The 24,860-nt window shown below is 31.3% G+C and carries 19 protein-coding genes and 1 pseudogene; 15 read left to right on the forward strand and 5 right to left on the reverse strand.

Features of this window, described 5'->3' with window-relative positions:
• From FIA58_RS14730 to FIA58_RS14795, 14 genes and pseudogenes are all read left to right on the forward strand, one after another.
• Positions 1-1,062, forward strand: a 1,062-nt coding sequence (locus tag FIA58_RS14730) for an RHS repeat domain-containing protein (protein ID WP_140963256.1), incomplete at its 5' end; no start/stop codon positions are given.
• Position 1,063: 1 nt separating this feature from the next.
• Positions 1,064-1,432 carry a hypothetical protein gene (locus FIA58_RS14735; protein WP_140963257.1) on the forward strand — a complete coding sequence of 123 codons (369 nt, stop codon included), beginning with the start codon at positions 1,064-1,066 and terminating at the stop codon, positions 1,430-1,432.
• An 11-nt stretch (positions 1,433-1,443) separates the two neighbouring features.
• Positions 1,444-1,638, forward strand: a pseudogene (locus FIA58_RS14740) (RHS repeat-associated core domain-containing protein); the annotation flags it as partial.
• A gap of 258 nt (positions 1,639-1,896) precedes the next feature.
• On the forward strand, positions 1,897-2,595 hold the full coding sequence (locus tag FIA58_RS14745; RefSeq protein ID WP_140963258.1) for an IS1 family transposase: 699 nt from the start codon (positions 1,897-1,899) through the stop codon (positions 2,593-2,595).
• A 109-nt stretch (positions 2,596-2,704) separates the two neighbouring features.
• On the forward strand, positions 2,705-4,063 hold the full coding sequence (trhO, locus tag FIA58_RS14750) for an oxygen-dependent tRNA uridine(34) hydroxylase TrhO (RefSeq protein ID WP_140963259.1): 1,359 nt from the start codon (positions 2,705-2,707) through the stop codon (positions 4,061-4,063).
• Entirely contained in the window at positions 4,063-5,304 is a 1,242-nt protein-coding gene (locus FIA58_RS14755) for a peptidase U32 family protein (protein WP_140963260.1), read from the forward strand. Before trhO ends, FIA58_RS14755 begins: the two co-directional genes overlap by 1 nt.
• Complete coding sequence (locus FIA58_RS14760; protein ID WP_140963261.1) at positions 5,304-5,534, forward strand: ferredoxin; 231 nt, start codon at positions 5,304-5,306, stop codon at positions 5,532-5,534. Before FIA58_RS14755 ends, FIA58_RS14760 begins: the two co-directional genes overlap by 1 nt.
• Before the next feature lie 173 nt (positions 5,535-5,707).
• Entirely contained in the window at positions 5,708-6,880 is a 1,173-nt protein-coding gene (locus FIA58_RS14765; RefSeq protein WP_140963262.1) for a PSP1 domain-containing protein, read from the forward strand.
• Positions 6,861-7,355 carry a gliding motility lipoprotein GldH gene (locus tag FIA58_RS14770; protein WP_140963263.1) on the forward strand — a complete coding sequence of 165 codons (495 nt, stop codon included), beginning with the start codon at positions 6,861-6,863 and terminating at the stop codon, positions 7,353-7,355. Before FIA58_RS14765 ends, FIA58_RS14770 begins: the two co-directional genes overlap by 20 nt.
• 3 nt (positions 7,356-7,358) lie before the next feature.
• Positions 7,359-9,650 carry a transglycosylase domain-containing protein gene (locus tag FIA58_RS14775; protein ID WP_140963264.1) on the forward strand — a complete coding sequence of 764 codons (2,292 nt, stop codon included), beginning with the start codon at positions 7,359-7,361 and terminating at the stop codon, positions 9,648-9,650.
• 17 nt (positions 9,651-9,667) lie between these two features.
• A complete protein-coding gene (locus tag FIA58_RS14780) occupies positions 9,668-10,366 on the forward strand; it encodes a CoA transferase subunit A (protein WP_140963265.1) in 699 nt (232 codons plus the stop codon).
• 4 nt (positions 10,367-10,370) lie between these two features.
• A complete protein-coding gene (locus FIA58_RS14785; RefSeq protein WP_140963266.1) occupies positions 10,371-11,030 on the forward strand; it encodes a CoA transferase subunit B in 660 nt (219 codons plus the stop codon).
• Between the two features lie 75 nt (positions 11,031-11,105).
• Positions 11,106-12,272 carry a class I SAM-dependent rRNA methyltransferase gene (locus FIA58_RS14790; RefSeq protein WP_140963267.1) on the forward strand — a complete coding sequence of 389 codons (1,167 nt, stop codon included), beginning with the start codon at positions 11,106-11,108 and terminating at the stop codon, positions 12,270-12,272.
• A gap of 141 nt (positions 12,273-12,413) precedes the next feature.
• On the forward strand, positions 12,414-15,317 hold the full coding sequence (locus tag FIA58_RS14795) for a M4 family metallopeptidase (RefSeq protein ID WP_140963268.1): 2,904 nt from the start codon (positions 12,414-12,416) through the stop codon (positions 15,315-15,317).
• 80 nt (positions 15,318-15,397) lie between these two features.
• Here the strand turns inward: FIA58_RS14795 and FIA58_RS14800 are convergent, their stop codons facing one another.
• The 3 genes from FIA58_RS14800 to FIA58_RS14810 form a co-directional block, all read right to left on the reverse strand.
• Positions 15,398-16,999, reverse strand: coding sequence for a fumarate hydratase (locus FIA58_RS14800; RefSeq protein ID WP_140963269.1), 1,602 nt, complete (start codon positions 16,997-16,999; stop codon positions 15,398-15,400).
• A gap of 91 nt (positions 17,000-17,090) precedes the next feature.
• Positions 17,091-18,224, reverse strand: a complete 1,134-nt coding sequence (locus tag FIA58_RS14805; RefSeq protein WP_140963270.1) for a DUF6438 domain-containing protein — start codon at positions 18,222-18,224, stop codon at positions 17,091-17,093.
• Positions 18,225-18,228: 4 nt separating this feature from the next.
• Positions 18,229-19,668: a nucleoside recognition domain-containing protein gene (locus tag FIA58_RS14810; protein ID WP_140963271.1), complete on the reverse strand. Its 1,440-nt coding sequence runs from the start codon at positions 19,666-19,668 to the stop codon at positions 18,229-18,231.
• A 202-nt stretch (positions 19,669-19,870) separates the two neighbouring features.
• Here FIA58_RS14810 and FIA58_RS14815 point away from each other — a divergent pair, with 202 nt between their 5' ends.
• Complete coding sequence (locus FIA58_RS14815) at positions 19,871-22,825, forward strand: S8 family serine peptidase (RefSeq protein ID WP_140963272.1); 2,955 nt, start codon at positions 19,871-19,873, stop codon at positions 22,823-22,825.
• A gap of 56 nt (positions 22,826-22,881) precedes the next feature.
• Here FIA58_RS14815 and FIA58_RS14820 read toward each other — a convergent pair whose 3' ends face one another.
• Entirely contained in the window at positions 22,882-23,595 is a 714-nt protein-coding gene (locus FIA58_RS14820; protein ID WP_140963273.1) for a 3'-5' exonuclease, read from the reverse strand.
• Positions 23,596-23,599: 4 nt separating this feature from the next.
• Positions 23,600-24,757: a serine hydrolase domain-containing protein gene (locus FIA58_RS14825; RefSeq protein ID WP_140963274.1), complete on the reverse strand. Its 1,158-nt coding sequence runs from the start codon at positions 24,755-24,757 to the stop codon at positions 23,600-23,602.
• Positions 24,758-24,860 lie beyond the last annotated feature (103 nt).

Here is a 24,860-nt window from a genome sequence, read left to right on the forward strand (position 1 = left end):
CATATGCAAGAATGTTTCACACAAATAGGAAGAGATGGAAGTCCTCAAACATTTTGTAATGACTATTATACCAGTCCTATTTTAGAAGAAAACCATTATTATCCTTTTGGACTAAAGCATAGTGGGTATAATGCTAATAACTCACAACCTAATTACAATTATAAATACAACGGTAAAGAACTGCAAACGGAACTAGGACTGAATATGTACGATTACGGAGCTAGGAATTATGACCCTGCTTTAGGTAGATGGATGAATATTGATAATTTAGCCGAAAAATTTATTACTTATTCTCCTTATCATTACGCTGGTAATAATCCTGTTAGTAATATAGATGTCGATGGTAACGAATTTACTGAGGCAATGCAAGAGTGGATTGATAAGTTAACAGCTAAAATAAACTCAATGCAAGATTCTAATAATGAGTCAATTGAAAATGCAAAAAAAACAATTGCTTCTGGTAAGTATGGATGGCTTCAAAGTGAAAAATCATTAACCAAGAAAATAAAAAGGCTTAGTAAACAAAACGAAGAGTTAAATACAGTTAGTAAAGAAATAACTGAATTAGAAAATTCAACTCAAGTTTATGATTTAGTATATGACTCTGGGGGAACACAAAGAGACTTTGCAACAGGTACGAGTTCAACAAAAAATTATACAACATTTAATTTTGCTAATGGAAATGTCGAGATTTCGATCTCTTCAGGAACTAGTATAGGATTATTTGCACATGAATTAAAGCATGCTTATCAATTTGAAAAAGGTGAGTTTAGCGTAGGAAAGAGAATACCAAATGTACTTTACACAAATTTATTTTACGACAAACAAGATGAGATAATTGCTTATAATAGAGGCGCTCTTTTTGGTGAAAGTTTTAATGGTACTCTAAATAGTGCTTACGATAGATTACCTAATGGCCCTTACGATTTTAGAAATACATCTTTAATAAATAGTAAAATAAATAATCCTTCAGAGCTACAAAAAATTGCTAGAGGATATATTCAAGCTTTTAGAGTGAATGGTCAAACATATTATTATGGAAAAAAGATAAACAATAGGTAAGATGAGAAATATTATTTTAATTTTTTTTGTTTTTGTTTCATGTAAAACAACTTTAAAAAAGAGTTATGTATCAAATTGTATTTTATATGGTAAGCCAGAATATACACTTTTTATAGAAAAAGATGATAAGTTTAGACTTATTTCTTACATGAATGATACAATTGAAGGGAAATGGTTTTTGTCAAAAAATAAATTGACTTTAAAATCTGATTTTTTTATTAATAATGAAGGCTTTAATATTCAAACTGATTCAATTTTGCCTAATACAAAATATACAGTTTATAATGGTTTTGAGCAATATGTTATTAAAAATAAAAAGTTGTTTTTAGTTTTGAAGAATGGAGCAAAAGATAAGTGTTTTTACTATTAAAATTGCCTAATTACCAGTATAAATACAACGGTAAAGAACTGCAAACGGAGCTGGGATTGAATATGTATGACTATGGGGCTAGGAATTATGATCCTGCACTAGGTAGATGGATGAACATTGACCCTTTAGCTGAAAAAGGACGTAGATGGTCTCCGTACACTTACGCAATGAACAATCCTGTTTACTTTATTGACCCTGATGGTATGTGGATTGACATTAATGATGGAGGGAATACATATAGATATAATAATGGCAAATATTATACACAAAATAAGGAAACAAAGGAATGGGATGTTGAGGCTAGTGTAGAGGCAGATAGTTATGCGGTAATGTTTCAGAGTTAGTGAAACATGTTTTTTAGTTATCTAACAGATTGATAATCAATAAAAATTAAAAATAATTGTAAAAAAGATGAGCTATATAGTTCATCTTTTTTTATGTTTAAAGTTCTTAAAACAAAGAAAATGATAAAAAAGTCAATCTCGTGTATTAGAATTAGTGATACTGATATTTGCCCTCATTGTAACACTAAAAACTTAATCAAAAATGGCTTTACCAAAAATAAAAAGCAACAGTTTTATTGTAAAAATTGCTATAAAAGAAGTATCGATTTTTATTGTTACAAAGCCTATAAACTAAATACAAATGCTAAAATAATTCAATTTATAAAAGAAGGTTTAGGAATAAGAAGCACAGCAAGAGTGTTACAAATTGCAACGACTACCGTTTTAAAAAGAATTATTGCCATTGCAAAAAAGATTCCTAATCCTATTTTTTATAAGAATAAGATCTATGAAGTAGATGAAATGCGTTGTTATTTAAAGCGAAAAGACAAACCCATATGGATCGTATATGCTTTGGAAAGAAAAACGAAACGTGTGGTTAGTTTCAGTCTAGGAAGGAGAACCAAAAGAACCATCCAGTATATAACTAATTCATTATTACTTTCAACTCCAAAAGCCATTTATACAGATGGTTTGGTACATTATAAATCTTTATTGGAAACAGTAGTTCACAAAGTAAAACGTTTTGGCACTAACCAAATTGAAAGAAACAATCTTACTATGCGAACTCATTTAAAGCGATTGCAGCGAAAAACGATTTGCTTTTCTAGAAGTTTTAGTATGTTGCAATGTGTATTGCGTATTTATTTTTGGGCTTGACCCATTTTAAAATAAGTGTTATCTTTGTCACGAATTCTTCCATTTAGAGTTCGTTAAAATAATAATCTGTACAGGCGTAATCTGTTACGCCTCTTAAAACGTTTATAGCATGCAACTGTATAACACCTTAAGCGCAGAAGAAAGAGCAGAGCTTATTGATCAAGCTGGCAAACAACGTCTTACATTGTCTTTCTATGCGTATGCCAAAATTAAAGACCCACAACAATTTCGTAACGATTTATTTCTTGCTTGGAATCCTTTAGATGCTCTTGGGAGAATCTATGTAGCTTATGAAGGAATTAATGCACAAATGAGTGTTCCTGCTGATTATTTTGAAGCTTTTAGAGAGACTCTCGAAGCGTATGATTTTATGAAAGACATTCGTTTGAATGTGGCTGTGGAACAAGACGATCATTCGTTCTTAAAACTAACTATCAAAGTGCGTCATAAAATTGTAGCCGATGGCTTAAATGATGAAACATTTGATGTTACCAAAAAAGGAGTCCATTTAAAAGCCAAAGAGTTTAACGAAATCCTTGAAGATCCAAATACTATTGTAGTTGATTTTAGAAATCATTATGAAAGTGAAGTAGGTCACTTTAAGGGAGCCATTACTCCAGATGTAGAAACCTTTAGAGAAAGTTTACCTATTATTAATGAACAGCTTAAAGACTTTAAAGAGACCAAAAACCTTGTGATGTATTGCACAGGTGGTATTCGTTGTGAAAAAGCTTCTGCTTATTACAAACATCAAGGGTTTAAAAATGTGTACCAATTAGAAGGAGGTATTATTAATTATGCCAAACAAGTCAAGGATGAAGGTTTAGAAAGTAAGTTTATAGGTAAAAATTTCGTTTTTGATAATAGATTAGGAGAAAGAATTACAGATGATATTGTGTCTCAATGTCATCAATGTGGAAAACCCTGTGATAATCACACTAATTGCGCTAATGATGGATGTCATTTATTGTTTATTCAATGTGACGATTGTAAAGCAACTATGGAAAACTGTTGTTCTACCGAATGTTTAGAAATTACACATTTACCTTTAGTAGAGCAAGTAAAGCTAAGAAAAGGTAAGCAAGTAGGAAATAAAGTGTTTAGAAAAGGAAAATCAGAAAATTTAAAGTTCAAACATTCTGGAGAATTATCTGACGTAGCTTTAGATGTAGTTCCAAAAGCAAAACCCATTCGCGAACACGTAAAAATTAAAAAAGTTTTGTTAGGTAAAGCCGAACATTATTTTGTAAAAGCAAAAGTAGCTCAGTTTTTAATTGAAAATCACGAATTGAATATAGGTGATAAAATTCTTATTTCTGGACCAACTACAGGAAATCAAGAATTAATATTAGAAAAAATGTTGGTAAACGGAAAAGAAATCACTGACGCTAAACCAGGAGATAAAGTTACTTTTGAAGTGCCGTTTAGAGTACGCTTATCAGATAAATTATTTAAAAGAATAAGCTAATGACTACTTCTGGAAGAATAGAGTTGATGGCTCCTGCTGGTAATTTTGAATCATTACAGGCATCTTTAGATAATGGTTGTGATTCCGTTTATTTTGGAATAGATCAATTAAATATGAGAGCTCGTGCAACTGTAAATTTTGCTTTAGACGATTTACCAGAAATTGCTAGGAGATGTAATGAAAAGAAGGTGAGAACCTATCTAACTTTAAATACTATTATTTACGACCACGATTTATCAATTGTAAAAACATTGTTAGCAAAAGCAAAAGAAGCTGGGATTACAGCTGTTATAGCTTCGGACCAAGCAGTGATAATGATAGCAAAAACAATGGAGATTGAAGTGCATATTTCAACCCAATTGAACGTTACAAATATTGAAACAGTAAAATTTTATGCAATGTTTGCTGACACTATTGTATTATCAAGAGAGTTAAGTTTACGCCAAGTAAAAAAGATTACAGATGATATAGAAAAAGAACAAATCAAAGGGCCAAGTGGAAATTTGGTAGAAATTGAAATCTTTGGTCATGGAGCTCTATGTATGGCTGTTTCAGGAAAATGTTATTTAAGTTTACACTCACATAATTCATCAGCAAATAGAGGGGCTTGTAAGCAAAATTGCAGAAAAAAATATACTGTTATTGATCAAGAAAGTGGTTTTGAAATAGAGATTGATAATGAATATATGATGTCTCCTAAAGATTTATGTACACTAGATTTCTTAGATCAGGTAATTGATTCGGGGATTAAGGTTTTGAAAGTAGAAGGTAGAGGAAGAGCTGCTGATTATGTAGCAACAGTTATTAGAACATACAGAGAAGCAATCGATTCCTACTATGAAGAAACTTTTACAAAAGAAAAGATTAATGCATGGATGAAAAATCTTGCAACAGTTTATAATCGTGGATTTTGGAGTGGTTATTATTTAGGGCAAAAATTAGGAGAATGGTCAGATAATCCAGGTTCTAGTGCTACACAGAAGAAGGTTTATGTTGGAAAAGGAATGCATTATTTTCCAAAAGCAAGTATTGCAGAATTTAAAATTGAAGCCTATGATATTAAAATAGGAGATAAAATTTTAATTACAGGACCAAGTACAGGAACACAAGAGTTAGTTTTAGAGGAAATGTATGTAAATGATATAAATACAGAAAAAGCAATGAAGGGAGATAATTGTACCATAAAAATACCTTTCAGGATTCGTTTGTCTGATAAAATATATAAAATAGTGGAGAATTAATGGTCATTGTTACTTTACAAAGAGAAAAGTGTATTGGGTGTAATTATTGTGTAGAAATGGCACCTAATTTATTTCAAATGTCAAAAAAGGATGGAAAAACAGTATTGTTAAACGCTATTGATTCTAAAGGTTTTTATACATTAAAATCACCCAATCATACAATTGTTGAAAATGGTGAACTGGCAGTAAAAGCCTGTCCCGTTAAAATTATTTCAATTAAAGTAGTATAAAAAATAGAATTAGTACACTTTATAAAACCTATTTACGTTAAAATGTAAATGGGTTTTTTGTTTTAATGCTAATTTTCAGTTCCAAAGGATAACTAAATTTGTATTATCTTTACACTCAAAATACGTTTTAGACAAGTAGTGCTGTTTAAGCGCAATCAATATATATTCAAATTATGGCATGTAATAACTGTTCGACAGGAACCACAAAAGATGGAATTCCTAAAGGATGTGGCAATAAAGGATCATGTGGCACAGGCAGCTGCAATAAATTAACAGTTTTTGATTGGTTATCCAATATGACTTTACCTCAAGGCCAAGAACCTTTTAATTGTGTAGAAATAAGATTTAAAAACGGACGAAAAGAATTTTTTAGAAATCCTGAAAAATTAACGTTGTCTATGGGAGATATTGTGGCAACAGAAGCTTCTCCAGGACACGATGTAGGGATAGTTTCTTTAGCAGGAGAATTAGTAAAAATTCAAATGAAAAAGAAAAATGTAGGAATTGATAGTGAACTTCCAAAAATTTATAGAAAAGCCTCTCAAAAAGATATTGATATTTGGAGTGAAGCTAGAAATAAAGAAGAAAAAGTAAGAATGAGAGCTAGAGAAATAGCTATTTCTCTAAATCTTGAAATGAAGATTTCTGATGTGGAATTTCAAGGAGATGGTTCTAAAGCTACTTTTTATTACACGGCCAGTGATAGAGTCGATTTTCGTCAGTTAATAAAAGATTTTGCAAGAGAATTTAGCATTCGAATTGAAATGAAGCAAGTCGGTTTTCGTCAGGAAGCTTCTCGTTTAGGGGGAATAGGCTCTTGTGGAAGAGAATTGTGTTGCTCAACTTGGTTAACTGATTTTAGAAGTGTAAATACTTCAGCAGCTCGTTACCAACAATTATCTCTTAATCCACAAAAATTAGCAGGTCAATGTGGTAAGTTAAAATGTTGTTTGAATTATGAATTAGATACGTATTTAGATGCGTTAAAAGAGTTTCCAGATTTAGATACTAAACTGTATACTGAAAAAGGAAATGCAAACTGTCAAAAAGTAGATATTTTTAAAGAATTAATGTGGTTTTCTTATGAAAACCAACCTGCACATTGGCATGTTTTATCAGTTGCAGATGTAAGAGAAATTTTATCTCAAAACAAGCAAAAAATTAGAGTTTCTGCTATTGAAGATTTTGTAGTAGAAACTACAAAAGAAATAGAAAAGAATTTTCAAAATGTGGTTGGTCAGGATAGTTTGACACGTTTTGATCAAAAGGCTAAGAAGAAAAACAACAATAAAAATAAAAAACGTCGTAAACCAACAAATTTTAAAAATGGTCCTAAAAAGGAGTAAAGTAGTATGGCTTTTTCTGGTAGTTATAATACTCTTTATTTCATGTGATGAAGAAAGAGTATTTGATGAGTATAAAGCTTTAAATGGTAAATGGAAAAAAGAAGATGTGATTCGATTTACATTTGATCAGAATGACACTATTAATCCCTATAATTTATTTTTAAGTATTAGAAATAATAACGAATATCCTTTTAATAATTTATTTGTAACAGTTACGCTGAAACAACCCGATAGTTTGGTTAAAATAGATACCTTAGAATATGCTATGGCAAATCCTGATGGTTCTCTTATGGGTGAAGGTTTTTCAGATATTAAAGAAAGTAAATTGTGGTATCAAGAAAATTTTGTGTTTAAACAAAAAGGAAATTATACCATTGAAATTCAACAGGCATTAAGAGAAACAGGGAGTGTTTTAGGTGTTGAAGAATTAAATGGAGTTACTGACGTAGGATTTAGAATTGAAAAAACAAAATAATATATGGCTACAAAAAGAACAGAGAAAAATAACTTTTCAAAGTATATAAAATTTTTTTGGAAAACCTTTTTATTTGGATTAGGTTTTATTGTATTGCTATTTCTATTTGCTTCATGGGGTTTTTTTGGAGCCATGCCAACATTTGAAGCATTAGAAAATCCAGATTCTAATATAGCTACTGAAATTATGTCTGCAGACGGTGTGGTTTTGGGAAAATTTTATGCTCAAAATAGAGTTCCAGTAACTTTTGAAGACTTACCTAAAGATTTGGTAAATGCTTTAGTAGCCACTGAGGATGAGCGTTTTTATGAACATTCAGGAATTGATGCTAGAGGTACTTTAAGAGCTGTAGTAATGCTTGGTAGAGGCGGTGGAGCAAGTACCATTAGTCAGCAGTTAGCCAAGAATTTATTTCATGGTAGTGATGGATCTAAAAATATTGTTCTTAGAATTATCCAAAAAATAAAAGAATGGATTATAGCAACTCGTTTAGAACGTCAATACACTAAGAAAGAAATAATTGCTATGTATCTTAATCAAGTTGATTTTGTTAATGGGGCCATAGGAATTCGTTCAGCTTCCAAAATTTATTTTAACAAAGAACCAAAAGATTTGACCACAGAAGAAGCTGCTGTATTTGTCGGGATGTTGAAGAATCCATCTTTGTATAACCCTAATCGTGATACTAGAAAAAAAATAGTATTAGATAGAAGAAATACAGTTCTTGGACAAATGGAAAGAAGTGGTTTCTTGAAAACGGCAAAAAAAGAAGAGTTACAAAAAAAGCCAGTTGTTTTAGATTTTAAACCTGAAAGTCATAATGAAGGTATCGCTACTTATTTTAGGGAATATCTAAAAGGATATATGAAAGACTGGGTTAAAAATCACAAAAAAGAAGATGGTTCTGAATATGATATTTATAGAGATGGTTTAAAAATTTATACTACTATTGATTCACGTATGCAAAAATATGCTGAGGAAGCTGTAGAAGAACATCTAACTATCTTACAAGCAAAATTTTTTGAGTTAGCCAAGAAAGAAAAAAATGCACCTTTCATTAAAATTAATGAAGAAGAAACAGAAAGAATCATTAAAAGTGCAATGAAAAATTCGGAAAGATGGAGGATCTTAAAAGAGGACGGAAAATCAGATGATGAGATTTTAAAATCTTTTGAAGTAAAAACAAAAATGAAAATATTTTCTTGGAAAGGTGAAAAAGACACCATTATGACACCAAGAGACTCAATACGATATTATAAGCATTTTTTACAAACAGGTATGATGGCTATGGAGCCTCAAACAGGACACATTAAAGTATGGGTTGGAGGAATAAATCACAAGTATTTTCAATATGATCATGTAGCTCAAGGAGCAAGGCAAGTAGGTTCTACTTTTAAGCCATTCGTGTATTCAACTGCTATAGAACAATTAGGAATGTCTCCATGTGATTCAATTATTGATGGACCATTTACTATGCCAAAGGGGAAATGGGGTATCTCAAAAGCATGGTCACCTACTAATTCTGATGGGAAGTATAAAGGAATGGTAACTTTAAAAACAGCTCTAGCTCACTCTCTTAATCCAGTTTCTGCTAAATTAATGGATAGGGTAGGACCTCAAGCTGTAGTAGACATGGCGAGAGATTTAGGAGTTACCTCTGAAATACCAGTTACACCAGCCATAGCTTTAGGAGCTGTAGATATTACTGTAAATCAAATGATAGGTGCTTTTAGTACTTTTGCGAATCAAGGAGTATATATCAAGCCAACTTTTATTTCTAGAATAGAAGATAAAAATGGAGTGATTTTAGACCAAGTTATTCCACAATCAAAAGATGTTATGAACAGAGATGTAGCTTATGCTATCGTAAAGTTAATGGAGGGTGTTACAGAATCTGGAACTGGAGCACGTTTAAGAGGTGGAAATGTTAGTGGTTTAACTTCTTATAAGTATAGATTTAGTAATCCAATTGCAGGAAAAACGGGAACATCACAAAATAATTCAGATGGATGGTTTATAGGTATGGTGCCTAATTTGTCTGCTGGTATATGGGTTGGAAATGAAGATAGAGCAGCTCACTTTAGAAGAACACTTTATGGGCAAGGAGCTTGTATGTCTTTACCTATATGGGGTTTGTTTATGGATAAATGTTATAAAGACAAAGAATTAAAAATTTCTAAAGAAGCTTTTGAAAAACCTGATAAGATATCTATTAGGGTTGACTGTACAACTGTTGGAACTATAGTAGATTCAACAGATGTTGAGGCTGTAGATATGAAGGAATTCGATTTTTGAATTAAAAGAAAGTAATTATGATTAAGCGAACAGTAAAAAATGTTAGTGAAGCCTTACAAGGTATTGAAAGCGATATGACAATTATGTTAGGTGGTTTTGGCCTTTGTGGAATTCCAGAAAATAGTATTGCTGAATTAGTAAATAAAAAAATAACAAATCTTACCTGTATTTCTAATAATGCTGGTGTTGATGATTTTGGATTAGGGCTATTATTACAAAATCGTCAAATAAAAAAGATGATTTCCTCTTATGTAGGAGAAAATGCTGAATTTGAAAGGCAAATGCTTTCTGGAGAATTAGAGGTGGAATTAACGCCTCAAGGAACTTTAGCTGAAAAATGTAGAGCTGCTCAAGCTGGAATACCTGCTTTTTTTACACCTGCAGGATATGGAACTGAAGTAGCAGAAGGAAAAGAAACTAGAGAGTTTAATGACAAGATGCATGTAATGGAATTGGCTTTTAAAGCTGATTTTGCTATTGTTAAAGCCTGGAAAGGAGATGAAGCGGGTAATTTGATATTCAAAGGAACAGCAAGAAATTTTAATGCAGTAATGGCTGGTGCTGCTAAGATTACTATTGCAGAGGTGGAAGAGTTAGTTCCAGCTGGAATGTTAGACCCAAATGAAATACATATTCCAGGAATTATGGTAAATCGTATTTTTCAAGGAGAGAAATTTGAAAAAAGAATCGAACAACGTACTGTAAGACAAAAATAATATTATGGCTTTAGATAAAAATCAAATTGCGCAGCGAATTGCAAAAGAAGTAAAAGATGGTTATTATGTTAATTTAGGAATAGGAATTCCTACTTTGGTTGCTAATTATGTTCGTGAAGATATTTCAGTTGAATTTCAAAGTGAAAATGGTGTTTTAGGAATGGGTCCTTTTCCTTTTGAAGGAGAAGAAGATGCAGATATTATCAATGCAGGAAAACAAACTATTACTACTTTACCAGGTGCAAGTTTTTTTGATTCGGCTTTTAGTTTTGGAATGATTCGTTCTCAAAAAGTAGATTTAACTATTTTAGGGGCTATGGAAGTTGCTGAAAATGGAGATATTGCTAATTGGAAAATCCCTGGCAAGATGGTAAAAGGAATGGGTGGAGCAATGGATTTAGTAGCTTCTGCTGAGAATATTATAGTTGCGATGATGCATGTAAATAAAGCAGGTGAATCTAAACTTTTGAAAAGATGTTCGTTGCCTTTAACAGGTGTTGGTTGTGTTAAAAAAATTGTTACTGAATTAGCTGTGCTTGAAGTAACTGAGAAAGGGTTTAAATTATTAGAAAGAGCTCCTGGAGTTTCTGTGGAAGAAATACAAAGAGCTACAGAAGGTAATTTGATTATCGAAGGAAATATTCCTGAAATGAATATAGGTTAAAAAAAAGAAAATTAATAAATAATAAAGCCACAATTCACTGAAATTTATTCGTGTCTTGTGGCTAATTTTTAAAATATGAGTTATCCAAAAGTAATTTTAAAGCAAGGTAAAGAAAAATCAATTTTAAGACGTCACCCTTGGGTTTTTAGTGGAGCTGTTTATGGAGTTAGTAGGGAAATTGAAGATGGAGAAATGGTTGATGTTGTTGATAATATAAATAAACATTTGGGAACTGGTTTTTTTAGTAACAGAGGTAGTATTGTAGTGCGTCTTTTAACTTTTGGAAAAGAAGTTTATGATGCTAATTTTTGGCAAGATAAATTAAAGTCAGCATGGGAATTGCGTTTAAAATTACTGGATTTAAATGTAACCAATGCTTTTCGAGTAATTCATGGTGAAGGAGATGGTATTCCTGGATTAATTATTGATTATTACAATAAAAATTGGGTTATTCAAGCCCATTCTTCTGGGATATACTTGCAAGTTGAAACGATAGCTGAAGCTATAAAAAGTACATTTCAAGGATTTTGCGAAACCATTTATTGTAAAAGCAGTGGAACACTTCCGCAAACAGGAAAAGATTTCTTCTTATACGAAGGAAATACTCAAACAATTGCTAAAGAAAATAATATTCAATTTCATGTGAATTGGGTAGAAGGGCAAAAAACGGGTTTTTTCTTAGATCAAAGAGAAAATAGAAAATTATTAGGTAATTTTTCGAAAGGCAAAAAGGTTTTAAATACTTTTTGTTATACAGGAGGTTTTTCAATTTATGCCATGAATTCTGGTGCAGAATTAGTAACATCAGTAGATATCTCTCAAAAGGCAGTAGATTTAGCGGAAAAAAACATGGAATTAAATTTTCCAGATTCTAACCATACTGCTGTTGCTTCAGATGTGTTTGAGTTCATGAAAGAACATTCTAAACAATATGATGTAATTGTTTTAGATCCACCTGCTTTTGCAAAAAATATTAAAAGTAAGCATACAGCTACGCAAGCATATAAAAGATTAAACATTGCTGGTATAAAAGCGTTAGCGCCTAAAGGTATATTGTTTACTTTTTCTTGCTCACAAGTGATTGATGACGTTTTGTTTTACAATACGGTTGCAGCAGCAGCTATTGAAACAGGGAGAAATATTAGAGTATTACATAAACTAGGTCAAGGTCCAGACCATCCGACAAATATATATCATCCAGAAGGGCATTATTTAAAAGGATTAGTGCTTTTTATTGAATAATTTTTAAATTTCATTACTTTTTTAGCAATATAAAATGATTATTTATTAAAATTTAACAATAAATATATTTTTACTGTAATTGTGTGAGTTAAAAAAAAGTTACATTTGTTTTTTTAACTAATTATTAACAATCAGACAATTATGAAAAACAAATTACAAAAAGCATTAGCACTGTCTTTGCTTACTTCTTTTTCATTTCTATCTCAGGCTCAGGAAGTAGATAGAAATGTTAAAGAAAAATTTTTTGATGAAAAAGGCCAACCAACTTTAATCATCTTTAATGAAGGATCAAAATTATCTTCTTCTAATTTTCAAAGTATTTTGAAAGAAAATTTAAAGCTTAAGAGTGGGTTTTCCTTTCAGAAGATAAAAGAAGAAACAGATAATCTTGGTTTGCTTCATGAAAAATTTCAATTATTTTACAATAATGTTAAAGTAGAATTTGCGACTTATACAATCAATTCTAAAGGCGGTAGAGTTGTTTCTATGAATGGTGAAGTATACAACCCATCTACAATTAATGTTAATCCTACCATTAGTGTTGCTAAAGCATTAGAATTAGCAAAAAGAACTACATCAAGTAGCTCATTTTTGTGGGACAATACAAAAGAAGCTTCTTTAATTGGATATTCTAAGCCTCAAGGAGAATTAGTTTTATTACCAGACTTAAAAGATGTTTATATAGAAGGTACACAACCAGAATTATTATTGGCATATAAATTTGATATTTATGCTACTAACCCTGTAAGTAGAGCTGATGTATATATAGATGCAAAAAATGGTAAAGTTTTGTTTTACAATGCAACAATAAAACATGCTACAAATTTTGGACATGGTTCAGCACATCTATTTGGAGAAAGTCATACTTGTTTAGAAAATAAAAACGCTGAAAAAATCACTAAAACATTTGAAGCATTAGTTGCTGGAACTGCCGCAACAAGATATAGTGGTAGTCAAAGTATTCAAACAACTCTTAGTGGAGGAAGCTATATTTTAAAAGATAACACTAGAGGAAGTGGTGTTAATACTTATGATTTAAATACAGGTACTAGTTATGGGTCAGCTGTAAACTTTACAGATAATGACAATAATTGGACAACAGCTGAACATAGTGCAAATAAAGACAATGGAGCTTTAGATGCGCATTGGGGTGCTGAAAAAACTTATGATTATTGGAGCGCTGTTCATAGTAGAAATAGTTTTAATAATTCAGGAGCAGCTATAAATAGTTATGTGCATTACAGTTCAAACTATGATAATGCATTTTGGGATGGTTCTAGAATGACTTATGGAGATGGAAGTGGTACTTATTTTGATATTTTAACAGCTTTAGATGTTGCTGCACATGAGATTGGTCATGCAGTTTGTACATATACAGCTAATCTTGCATATCAGAGAGAATCTGGTGCATTAAATGAAGCATTTTCTGATATTTGGGGAGCAGCAGTTGAATATTATGCAGCTCCAAATAAAAGTCCATGGTTAATAGGAGAAGATATTGAGCGTCGTTCTGGCCATGCAGCACTTCGATCTATGAGTGATCCTAATAGTGAAGGACAACCTGATACTTATGGTGGAACATATTGGAGTAATCCAAATTGTGGAACTCCAACACAATCAAATGATTATTGTGGAGTACATAGAAATAGTGGGGTTTTAAATCATTGGTTTTACATTTTGTCAGTTGGAAAATCTGGAACAAATGATATAGGGAATAGTTATAATGTTACAGGAATATCTATCGATAAAGCGGCAAAAATAGCTTATCGATTAGAGAGTGTATATTTGTCATCTAATTCAACATTTGCGAATGCAAGAACTTATGGAATTCAAGCAGCAATAGATTTGTATGGGGCAAGTTCAGCGGAAGTAATTGCAACTACAAATGCTTTTTATGCAGTAGGAATTGGTTCTGAATACTCCGATGGAGGTGGAGGTACTACATGTTCTACAACTATTACTTCATTTCCATATTCTGAGGGTTTTGAAAATACATTAGGAGCATGGTCTCAAGGTTCTGGTGATGATTTCGATTGGATTGTAGATGCAAATGGAACTCCTTCTAGCGGTACAGGACCATCTAGTGCTGCTGAAGGTACTTATTACGTTTATGTAGAAGCGTCGGTGCCAAATAGTCCAACTAAAACAACAATTTTAAACTCTCCTTGTTATAATTTGAATGGAGCTACAGAAGCTACATTTACTTTTAAATATCATATGTATGGAGCATCTTCGATGGGAACATTAAAACTACAAGCTAGTACAAATGGTTCAACTTGGACTGATATTTGGTCAAAATCAGGAAATCAAGGTAATTCATGGCTTTCTGCATCTGTAAGTTTATCTTCTTATACAGGTTCAACAGTGCAATTACGTTTTCATGGAACTACAGGATCAACCTATCAAGGTGATATGGCTGTGGATGATGTGATGTTGTCTACAGGTACAATAAACCCTCCTACGTGTACCAATGTAAATATTAATTTTGTATTTGATAATTATCCTGAAGAAACTAGCTGGCAAATCTTAAATTCAAGCAATCAAGTAGTAGAATCAGGAGGAACTTATGGAAGTCAGGCTGATGGTTCTTCTTTAACGATTACTAAATGTTTAGCTGCTGGTTGCTATACTTTTAAAATTAACGATAGTTATGGAGATGGTATTTGTTGTTCTTATGGTAATGGAAGTTATTCTGTTACTTCAAATGGTAGTACTTTAGCAAGTGGAGGTTCATTTGGGTCAAGTGAATCAACTAATTTTTGTGTAGGAACTTCGGGCTTGATCTCTAATATTTCTACTATTACTGAAACAAGTGAAGGTATTGATTTTGTAATGTATCCAAATCCTGTTAAAGGAGATATTTTACATGTTATTTCTAATGACGGAATGAAAGATTATAAAGTGTATAATATAATGGGACAATTGGTTTTGCAAGGTCAGATTAAAAATGATCAAATAAATATAGGATCTTTAAATGGAGGTATTTATGTGGTAGAGCTAAATACTTACAAAGAAAAAATAACTAAGAAATTTATAAAAGAATAAATATTTAGGTTAAGTTAGTTATATTAAAGCAAAGAGGCTACAATACATTGTAGCCTCTTTCATTTTTATATTTGATGAAATTATAGATTTGCAAAGAAATCGTTTCCTTTGTCGTCTGTAATAATGAAAGCAGGAAAATCTTTAACAGTAATTTTACGAACCGCTTCCATTCCTAATTCTGGGAAATCTACTACTTCTACTTTTAAAATATTATCTTGAGCTAAAATTGCAGCTGGACCACCTATTGAACCTAAATAAAAACCTTTATGCTTCGCACAAGCATCAGTAACTTGTTGCGAACGGTTTCCTTTGGCTAACATAATCATGCTTCCACCCACAGCTTGAAATTCATCTACATATACGTCCATTCTACCAGCCGTTGTAGGGCCAAAACTACCTGAGGGCATTCCGTCTGGTGTTTTTGCTGGTCCAGCATAATAAACAGGGTGATTTTTGAAATAATCTGGCATTGGCTTACCGGCCTCTAACAGCTCTTTTATCTTAGCATGAGCAATATCACGAGCTACAATAACAGTTCCGTTTAATTTTAAACGTGTTTTGATAGGGTATTTTGTTAATTCTGCTAAAATTTCAGTCATTGGTCTGTTCAAATCAATTTCTACTGCTGGTTGCAAATGAGGAGCTACTTCTGGTAAAAATTGTTTTGGATTAGTTTCCAATTGTTCTACAAAAATTCCCTCTTTGGTAATCTTACCTTTAATATTTCTATCAGCAGAACATGATACACCCAATCCAACCGGACAAGAAGCGGCATGTCTTGGTAAACGAATTACACGAACATCATGGGTAAAGTATTTTCCACCAAATTGTGCTCCAATGGCACTCTCCTGGCAAATTTCTTGTACTCTTTTTTCCCATTCTAAATCTCGAAAAGCCTGACCAGCCATATTTCCTGAAGTAGGTAAATTATCAAAATAGCCTGCGGAAGCTTTCTTGACAGTAGCCAAATTAGCTTCTGCTGAAGTGCCACCAATAACTAAAGCCAAGTGGTAAGGTGGACAAGCTGAGGTTCCTAAATCTTTAATCTTTGTTTGAATGAAAGTTTCTAATGATTTTTCATTCAAAAGTGATTTCGTTTGTTGGTACAAAAAAGTTTTATTAGCAGAACCACCACCTTTTGCTAAAAATAAAAACTCATATGAACTTCCTTTTTTTGCGTAAATATCAATTTGTGCTGGTAAATTAGAACCTGAATTTTTTTCTTCAAACATACTTATTGGCACAATTTGAGAATAACGAAGATTTTTCTTCTCATAAGTATTAAAAATACCTTTTGATAACCATTCAGCATCATCAGCACCTGTATACACATTCTCACCTTTTTTTGCCATTACAATTGCTGTTCCTGTATCTTGACATGAAGGTAATTCTCCATCAACCGCAACCGAAGCATTTTGTAATAAATTATAAGCAACAAATCGATCATTATCAGTTGCTTCTGGATCATTTAAAATATTTTCTAAGCTTTTTAAATGCTTGGTTCGTAACATAAATGAGACGTCATTCATGGCAACTTCGGAAAGTAATTCTAGTGCTTTTGGGTCAACAGTTAAAATTTCTCTATCTCCTAGTTTTTCTACTTTGACGTAATCTGAACTTATTTTTTTGTATTGGGTATCGTCCTTTTCAATTGGATAAGGGTCTTGGTATATAAAATCCATTGCGTGTTATTTTTTAGAGTTGTAAAGTTAAGGAAAGTGAAAGGATTTGAGAAATTCTAATTTGTCAAAAAAAAAATCAACTAAAAATGATTTATTTTCTTTCAGAACTTATTATAGGGTTTGCTTCTATAAAATTGTAGCCAATATCAATTGTTTTTGTGGTAGTGTCATTGTAGTAGAATTTATAGTAACGACCGTCGGTTTCTATTTTACTAAAAAGAAAACCTTGATTCCCATTTCTATAAGAAAAGTATAAAGTATATTTTGTTTCAAAAGGTATAGTTGTTTCTTTACCTTTTTGTAATTCTAATTCTAGTAAAAAGAATTCAGAATTATATATTTTATGTTGTACTATACTGTTTTCAAAAGAAGGAAAATGAAGACGATTGTCAAGAATAAAATTATAATCAATTTTATTCTTCACTTTTTGATATAAATAACTTAATTCATTATAAGCTGCATAAAAATCTATAGGAGCTCTTCTAGTGCAATCTTGTATAGTTTTAATAATTTTTCCATTTTTAACAAAGGTTATCGAGTTGTTTTGTGAATCTGGAGCAGTACATCGATAATTGTCTTTCATTTTCAATATATCAATTTCATTAAATTTTTCAAATATTGGTTTAATAATATTTGAATTTAGTTGAGTTATGAAATCATCTTCACTAGTGTTAAAACCTAACCCTTTAAAATACATTGTTCCGTTTCTATTGATATAAGTTGTGTTTCTACCAGTTAATCCTAGACCAATATGATCTCTGTCAACAATTATGGCGTCATAAAGAGTTGAATCATTATAAATAATAGTGTCTTTGACTAAGTCGTATTTATTTTGATTTTTATCTTCTAGGATTAAATTATTGTTGTTTAGTGTTTTGATTTGATATTTTATCCAAATGGAATCTGCTAGATCCCAAAATTGTAATGTTGAATTTTTTACTTTATACTTTGTTTTTGTGCCTAGAAAACGTAAAGCAGTAATTTTCATATCTGTTTTTCTTCGGTCAAAATTCAATGTTTTCATTATTGTTGGAACATCTTCATAAAATCCAAACTTATATTCAAGTATACTATCGTTTAAGATATTTAAACCAAAGTTTTCATAATCATTATATTCATCGTTTAATTTTTCCTTTACTGCCCAATTACCTATCAAAGGATTCTTCTCTTCTTTTTTACAAGAAAATAAAATAAAAATTACAAATATGTAGTAATAGTTTTTCATCTAACTAAAAAAACCAACTTGCTACCAAAACTCCAGTAATTACACAGATTAAATCCACTAAAAGCATCATGCCAAGTGTATAACGCGTGTTTTTAATACTCACTGAACCAAAATAAACTGCAATAACATAAAAAGTGGTTTCTGCACTACATTGAAAAATACAACTTAAACGTCCTGCGAAAGAATCAGGACCAAAAGTTCTCATGGCATCAATCATAAATCCTCTTGAACCACCTGAGCTAAATGGTCTTAACAGAGCTACTGGTAGCGAATCTGTTATTTCTTTTGTTACACCCATATGCGAAAAGATAAAAGAGATTCCGTAGCTGATAATTTCGAATAAACCACTGTTTCGTAGTAAAGAAATTGCAACAAGCATTCCCATTACATAAGGAAAAATCATTACTCCTGTTTTTAAACCGTTATTTGCCCCTACGACAAAGGTGTCAAACATAGTCGTTTTCTGTTCGTTAAATTTTTTCTCATGAATAAAAGAAAAAATTAAAGTAAACCCAATAATGGCTAATAATAAAACACCTGATAAATTAGCTGTAAAATAATTTTTACCTATTAAGTCTAAAGTGTTAACATAAAACAACAAACCAATAATAGCTCCAATTAATCCCATTAAAACGGCTAAAAGCGAAACACTTTTAAAATTGATTTTTTGTTTCATTCCAACTAATAAAAAGGCAGCAATTGTGCCTACAAAAGAAGTGATAATACAAGGTAACATGACGTCAGCTGGATTTGCTGCATTTTCAGCAGCGCGATAACCAATAATAGAGGTTGGAATCAATGTCAAGCCTGCCGCATGCAAACACATGAACATGATTTGAGCATCACTGGCCTTGTCCTTGTCTTCATTTAATTCTTGCAAACTTTGCATAGCTTTTAAACCAAAAGGAGTAGCTGCAGAATCTAGCCCTAAGAAATTAGCTGCAAAATTTAATGTCATATAAGATATGGATTCATGATCTTTTGGAAGTGAAGGAAATACTTTTGCAAACATGGGGCTTAATTTCTTAGCTAATTTTTCAGAGGCACCTGAAATGATTAATAACTCCATGATGCCACAAAAGAAGGATAGATAAGCAATTAATGGTAATATTAAGTCTAATAAACTACTTTTTGCCATAGGTAACAATCCATCAGATTGTTGAATGCCGCTGTAAATTTTTACAGTTTGTTTGTTGTAAATGTAAATTGTGTCTGTTGCCGTTTTGGCTGTCTTAACTATAAATGTATTGTTTTTTGATGTGGTGATTGAATCTTGTACAAATTGGGGAATATCCTTTAAATATTTTTCTGATATTAAAATTGGTTCTCCTTGTTTACCATTTAAAACATAATCTATAGAGTAATAATTGTTAGTAAATAAACCAATTATAATAAATGCAATAGAAGAAACGAAAATTGCTAACCAAAATCTACTTAAAACCATAAAATTGAATTTTTGTAAATATACAATTTATGAAATAAGTTTTTCAAAACATTTAGTTGGTAAAATATACTATTGGTTTTGCTCTTATGTTTTGTTTTTTAACTTTATTTATTGAGTAATAAGTGTTAATATTGATTAATATTAATTTAATTATAAAAAAAAACATAAATTTGTTCACTTTACAAAATTAAATTATCAAATAATGAGATTAAAATTACTAAAAACCACATTATTGATTTTGTTAACATGTACTTGTTTTTCTCAAAATAAAGAAGATGTTTCTAAGATCATAAAGAATTATGATATTCAAAAAATAAAGGAAAAGATTACTTATTTTGAGAACATAGAAAAAAAAGAAAAAGAAATTGCAATTAAGAAAGCAAATGAAATGGGATGGCCAATTTTTGTTTATGGAGAAAATGGTTCTTTTCAAGAATTGATGAAATTAACTCCAGATGGTTTTCCTATTTATTATTCTACTACTAATGCAAATGCAGCTAAATCTACAAGAGCTGTTCATTTAAATTCAGGGGGAAGTTTAGGATTAAATTTGAATGGACAAGGAATGGTTGCTAGAGTTTGGGATGGAGGAACAGTAAGACGCTCCCATACTTTATTTGAAGGAAGAGTAACTACTGTAGACGATCCTTCAGGAACAACATATACTTCACACGGTACTCATGTAACTGGAACTGTAATTGCTTCAAACTCTTCAGCTACTGCTAGAGGTATGGCTTATCAAGCTACAGCTAGAACATTCAACTGGACAAATGATGAAAGTGAAGCTACTAGTGAAGTTTTAGGAGGTATGTTAATTTCAAATCATTCTTATGGTGTACCAATTACAAGCGAAACGGGAGATGTTTTACCAGCTTGGTATATTGGTGCTTATACAAGTGCTGCAAGAGACTGGGATGAAATTGCTTATTTGGCACCCTATTATTTAACTGTTATGTCTGCGGGAAATGAGGGAAATAGTAATGCTAATTCTAATCCTATTGCAGCGGGTTTTGATAAATTAACAGGAGATAAAACATCTAAGAATACATTAATAGTAGCTAATGCTCAAGATGCAGTTGTGACAGGTGACGGAACCTTAATAAATGTAAGTATAAACTCTTCAAGTAGTCAAGGTCCAACTGATGACAGAAGAATTAAACCAGATATTACTGGAAACGGAACTTCATTAACTTCTACAACAAGTTCGTCTGATGTTGCTACGGCAATTTTGACAGGTACTTCAATGGCAAGTCCAAATGTAGCAGGTACTTTACTTTTATTACAACAACATTATAAAAATGTGACCAATAGATTTATGAAAGCAGCTACTTTAAAGGGTTTAGCTTGTCATACAGCAGATGATGCAGGTAATGTTGGTCCAGATGCTAAATTCGGTTGGGGATTATTAAATGCAAAGAAAGCAGCACAAACAATAACTAATAACGGACTTGATTCGTGGGTTTCAGAAGAAAATTTATCTCAAGGTGAAACTTTTACTATGAGTTTTGTTTCTGATGGAGGTTCAAACAATCCTTTAATTGCTTCAATAACATGGACTGATGTTCCTGGTTTAGCAAAGAATAATGCTGTAGAAAATGAAGCAACTCCAGCTTTGGTTAATAACTTAGATATAAAAGTTACTAAAGATGGTGTAACTTATTATCCATGGAGATTACAAGCTGATCCAAATAGTTTAGCAACAAGGGTAGATGATAATGATGTAGATAATGTAGAACAAATAAAAATTGATAATCCTTCAGCAGGTGAATATTTAATAACAGTTACACACAAAGGTAATTTGACTAATGGAAATCAAGACTTTTCATTTATTGTGACTGGTGCGAGTTCTGATTTTTCATTAATATCAAAATCGGATGATTTGGTAGTATGTAATAATCAAAATGCTGTTTATGAGTTTGATTATAAACAAATAGGATCTGGAACAACTACTTTTTCTGCAACTGGTTTACCAGTAGGATCGAATGCAGTCTTTAGTCCAACAAGTTTAAGTGCTGATGGAGCGGTTACAATGACTGTAACTGGATTAACAAATGCTCAACCTGGAGATTATTCTGTAAGTATTGTTGGGAATAATGGTTTAGAATCTGAAACAAGAACAAAACAATTAAAATTGTATTCTACTATTTTTCAAACTAATTTATTAATATCTCCTGCTAATAATCAAAATCCAGTTGCTACAGCAGTAACTCTTGATTGGGAAGATGATGTAAATGTTGAATCTTTTAATTTGCAAGTTGCTACAGATTCAAATTTCAATACTCTAATAGTAAACCAATCAAATATTTTAACTTCAGAGTATGACTTAACTAATTTGTCAGAAGATACTGTTTATTATTGGAGAGTTATTTCTACTAATAGATGTGGTACGATTACTCCTGCGAGTACAACAGTTTTCAGTTTTAGAACGGGTGTTGTAACTTGTGGTTATTCATTTTCAGCAACTGACTTTTCAAATGCTAACATTGCTAGTACTGCAAATAGTACAGGATTAGTGCCTATTCAAGTAACAGGTGGCTTAGTTATAGGAGATATAAATGTGGTTTTAGATATTTCACATACTTATATTCAAGATGCAACTTATTATTTAGAAGGACCAGCCTCTATAGGTAGCCCAATAGTAACTTTGTTTGATCAACCTTGTGGTGATAATGACGATATAAATTGTACTCTAGACGATTTAGGTGGTAATTTTATATGTGATCCAATTGCTCCAGCTATTTCTGGAGTTGTGAAACCTTTAGAAAACCTAAGTACATTAAACGGATTAAATGCTGACGGTACTTGGATATTGAGAGTTGTTGATCCTTTTAATGGAGATGGTGGTTCTATAAATGGAGTTACGTTGTTAATTTGTAATATAGAACAATCATTAAGTAATGCTACTAATGAGTTTTCTTCTAATATTAATGTGTATCCAAATCCTGCAAATACAAGTATCACTATTTCATTAAAATCTAATTTATCAGGTAACACAAATTATACTTTGTATGATTTAAGAGGTAGAGTAATAGTTGAAAAAGAAGATACAACTTCTATGGTTCGTTTGAATACTGAGAATTTAGTTGAAGGAGTTTATTTATTGTCAATTAAAAATGGAAATGATAAAACAACTAAAAAAATAATTATAAAAAGATAAATTTTTATTTATAGTAGTAATAAAAAAGGAGTTAGTTTAAAAAACTAACTCCTTTTTTATACATGAATAATTTCATCATCAATTAACAAATCTTCTCTTCTAAAACGTAAAAATATTTGTGCCACAGCGATTACATCTTTTTCGCAGTAGGTAATAATTCTATCGATGTCTTTTTCAATGTAAAAAACATGAGCCACTTCACTACCATCAATATCGTCTTTCGGAGAAGGTACATTTAAAACTTTGGTTAGTAGTTTTAAAGAAGTAAAATGTTTGTAATCTCCAAATTTCCATAATTCTAAGGTATCAAGATGAGGGACTTCCCAAGGTTTTTTACCAAATAAATTTAATTTATCAGGTAATGCCACTTGATTAATAATCATTCTGCGAGCCATAAAAGGGATGTCGAATTCTTTAGCATTATGACCACACAAGACATGTTGTGGTTGATTGAAATGATTGTTTAGTAAGTTTGAAAAATCTTGAAGAATTTTCTTTTCTTCTCCCCAAAAGCTGGTCACTCTAAAATTTCTAATGTCTGCTTTGTTAGTAAAATACCCTACTGAAATAGTAATAATCTTACCAAATTCAGCCCAAATACCGGCTCTCTCATAAAAGTCTTCCGCTGAAACTTCATCTCTTCTTTGATATTGCGTTTTATTTTCCCAAAGTTTCTTAGTTTCTTCATCCATTCCTAAATAACTATCATACTCTGGAACAGTTTCAATATCTAAGAAAAGTATATTGTTGAGGTTTATTTTTTCAATCATAGATTTATTTTCTTTTGGCTAGTATTTTATAGGATTCCTCAACATAAGTGTATAAATCATTGCTATGAGGATCTGTAGTGGTTTGTAGTCCTTTTAAATGTCCTAAACGAACAATGATTAAGTTGTCTTCAGGAATGACAATAACAAATTGCCCCAAGTGGCCTCTTAAATAAAAAAGTTTTTTGTTATTGATGGTATGCATCCAAAAACCATAGCCATATTCAGGACTTTCTGGAAAGCGAGGAGTAATACATTTTTGCACAAATGTGGAATCTAAAATTTGATTACCATCCCATTTTCCATTATTTAAATATAGTTTACCTAAACGGGCAAAATCTCTTGCGTTACTTGCAATACAACAATATGCTTTTTCAATTCCATCAGGTTCATGGTCTAATTGCCATAAGGCATTATTCTCAGCGCCTAATGGTTGCCAAAAGTTTTTAGAAACATAATCAGAAATATATTCACCAGTTGCTTTTTCAATACACATGGCTAATAATTGAGTAGCGCCACTTAAGTATTTGAAAGACTGTCCTGGTTTTTCATTAATTTCTAAGCCTAATATTACTTTTTTTAGATTATTATCAAAATAGGCTCTAGTAACAATTGAAAACGGACTGTAATATTTTTCATCCCAACTTAACCCAGAAGCCATTGAAGATAAATCACCAACAGTAACTTCTTTAGCAAAATCACCTTTAAGTTCAGGGAAAAAATCTATTACTTTTTGATCTAGGTTTTTTATTTTCCCTTCCATAATTGCTTTTCCTAAAGCCATGGTGATAACGCTTTTTGCCATTGAAAACGAGTTGGATTTGGAGTCTTTAGTATAGTTATCAAAATAACTTTCATGAACTATACTGTCATTTTGAATGATTAAAAATGCGACAGTTTTTAGTTCTCTATGAGTGTTTTCTAACGTTTCTGTTGCAGGTATAGTGTTGTAATCTTTGGATATGTTCCAAGGTTGTGCAATTCCTTTTTTTATTTCTCTATTCGGAAAATGAGTATAATCTTCTAAAAAGGCTGTTGTATACCCTCTAAAATAAATTGTTCTTACTGCTCTTAAAAGATAATCTACATCAAAAATGTACATTAATATAATAATGGATACAAGAATTATTGTAAACCATTTAAAGAATTTTGTTAGGAATTTCATGTTTAGTTTATAGAATTATAAGTATAAAAGTAAGGAAAAATGTTTTTAAAATTTAATTATGAAGCAACCTTTTCTAGATAAATTAATCATATGTAAAAAAAGA

This window comes from Flavobacterium jejuense, from assembly GCF_006491595.2.
Lineage (GTDB): Bacteria > Bacteroidota > Bacteroidia > Flavobacteriales > Flavobacteriaceae > Flavobacterium > Flavobacterium jejuense.

Coding starts and splice junctions, on each gene's coding strand:
- FIA58_RS14795 (WP_140963268.1), top strand. CDS start 12,414: ATGAAAAACAAATTACAAAAAGCATTAGCACTGTCTTTGCTTACTTCT.
- FIA58_RS14780 (WP_140963265.1), top strand. CDS start 9,668: ATGATTAAGCGAACAGTAAAAAATGTTAGTGAAGCCTTACAAGGTATT.
- FIA58_RS14755 (WP_140963260.1), top strand. CDS start 4,063: ATGACTACTTCTGGAAGAATAGAGTTGATGGCTCCTGCTGGTAATTTT.
- FIA58_RS14815 (WP_140963272.1), top strand. CDS start 19,871: ATGAGATTAAAATTACTAAAAACCACATTATTGATTTTGTTAACATGT.
- trhO (WP_140963259.1), top strand. CDS start 2,705: ATGCAACTGTATAACACCTTAAGCGCAGAAGAAAGAGCAGAGCTTATT.
- FIA58_RS14805 (WP_140963270.1), bottom strand. CDS start 18,224: ATGAAAAACTATTACTACATATTTGTAATTTTTATTTTATTTTCTTGT.
- FIA58_RS14770 (WP_140963263.1), top strand. CDS start 6,861: ATGGTCCTAAAAAGGAGTAAAGTAGTATGGCTTTTTCTGGTAGTTATA.
- FIA58_RS14765 (WP_140963262.1), top strand. CDS start 5,708: ATGGCATGTAATAACTGTTCGACAGGAACCACAAAAGATGGAATTCCT.
- FIA58_RS14810 (WP_140963271.1), bottom strand. CDS start 19,668: ATGGTTTTAAGTAGATTTTGGTTAGCAATTTTCGTTTCTTCTATTGCA.
- FIA58_RS14800 (WP_140963269.1), bottom strand. CDS start 16,999: ATGGATTTTATATACCAAGACCCTTATCCAATTGAAAAGGACGATACC.
- FIA58_RS14735 (WP_140963257.1), top strand. CDS start 1,064: ATGAGAAATATTATTTTAATTTTTTTTGTTTTTGTTTCATGTAAAACA.
- FIA58_RS14775 (WP_140963264.1), top strand. CDS start 7,359: ATGGCTACAAAAAGAACAGAGAAAAATAACTTTTCAAAGTATATAAAA.
- FIA58_RS14760 (WP_140963261.1), top strand. CDS start 5,304: ATGGTCATTGTTACTTTACAAAGAGAAAAGTGTATTGGGTGTAATTAT.
- FIA58_RS14825 (WP_140963274.1), bottom strand. CDS start 24,757: ATGAAATTCCTAACAAAATTCTTTAAATGGTTTACAATAATTCTTGTA.
- FIA58_RS14790 (WP_140963267.1), top strand. CDS start 11,106: ATGAGTTATCCAAAAGTAATTTTAAAGCAAGGTAAAGAAAAATCAATT.
- FIA58_RS14745 (WP_140963258.1), top strand. CDS start 1,897: ATGATAAAAAAGTCAATCTCGTGTATTAGAATTAGTGATACTGATATT.
- FIA58_RS14785 (WP_140963266.1), top strand. CDS start 10,371: ATGGCTTTAGATAAAAATCAAATTGCGCAGCGAATTGCAAAAGAAGTA.
- FIA58_RS14820 (WP_140963273.1), bottom strand. CDS start 23,595: ATGATTGAAAAAATAAACCTCAACAATATACTTTTCTTAGATATTGAA.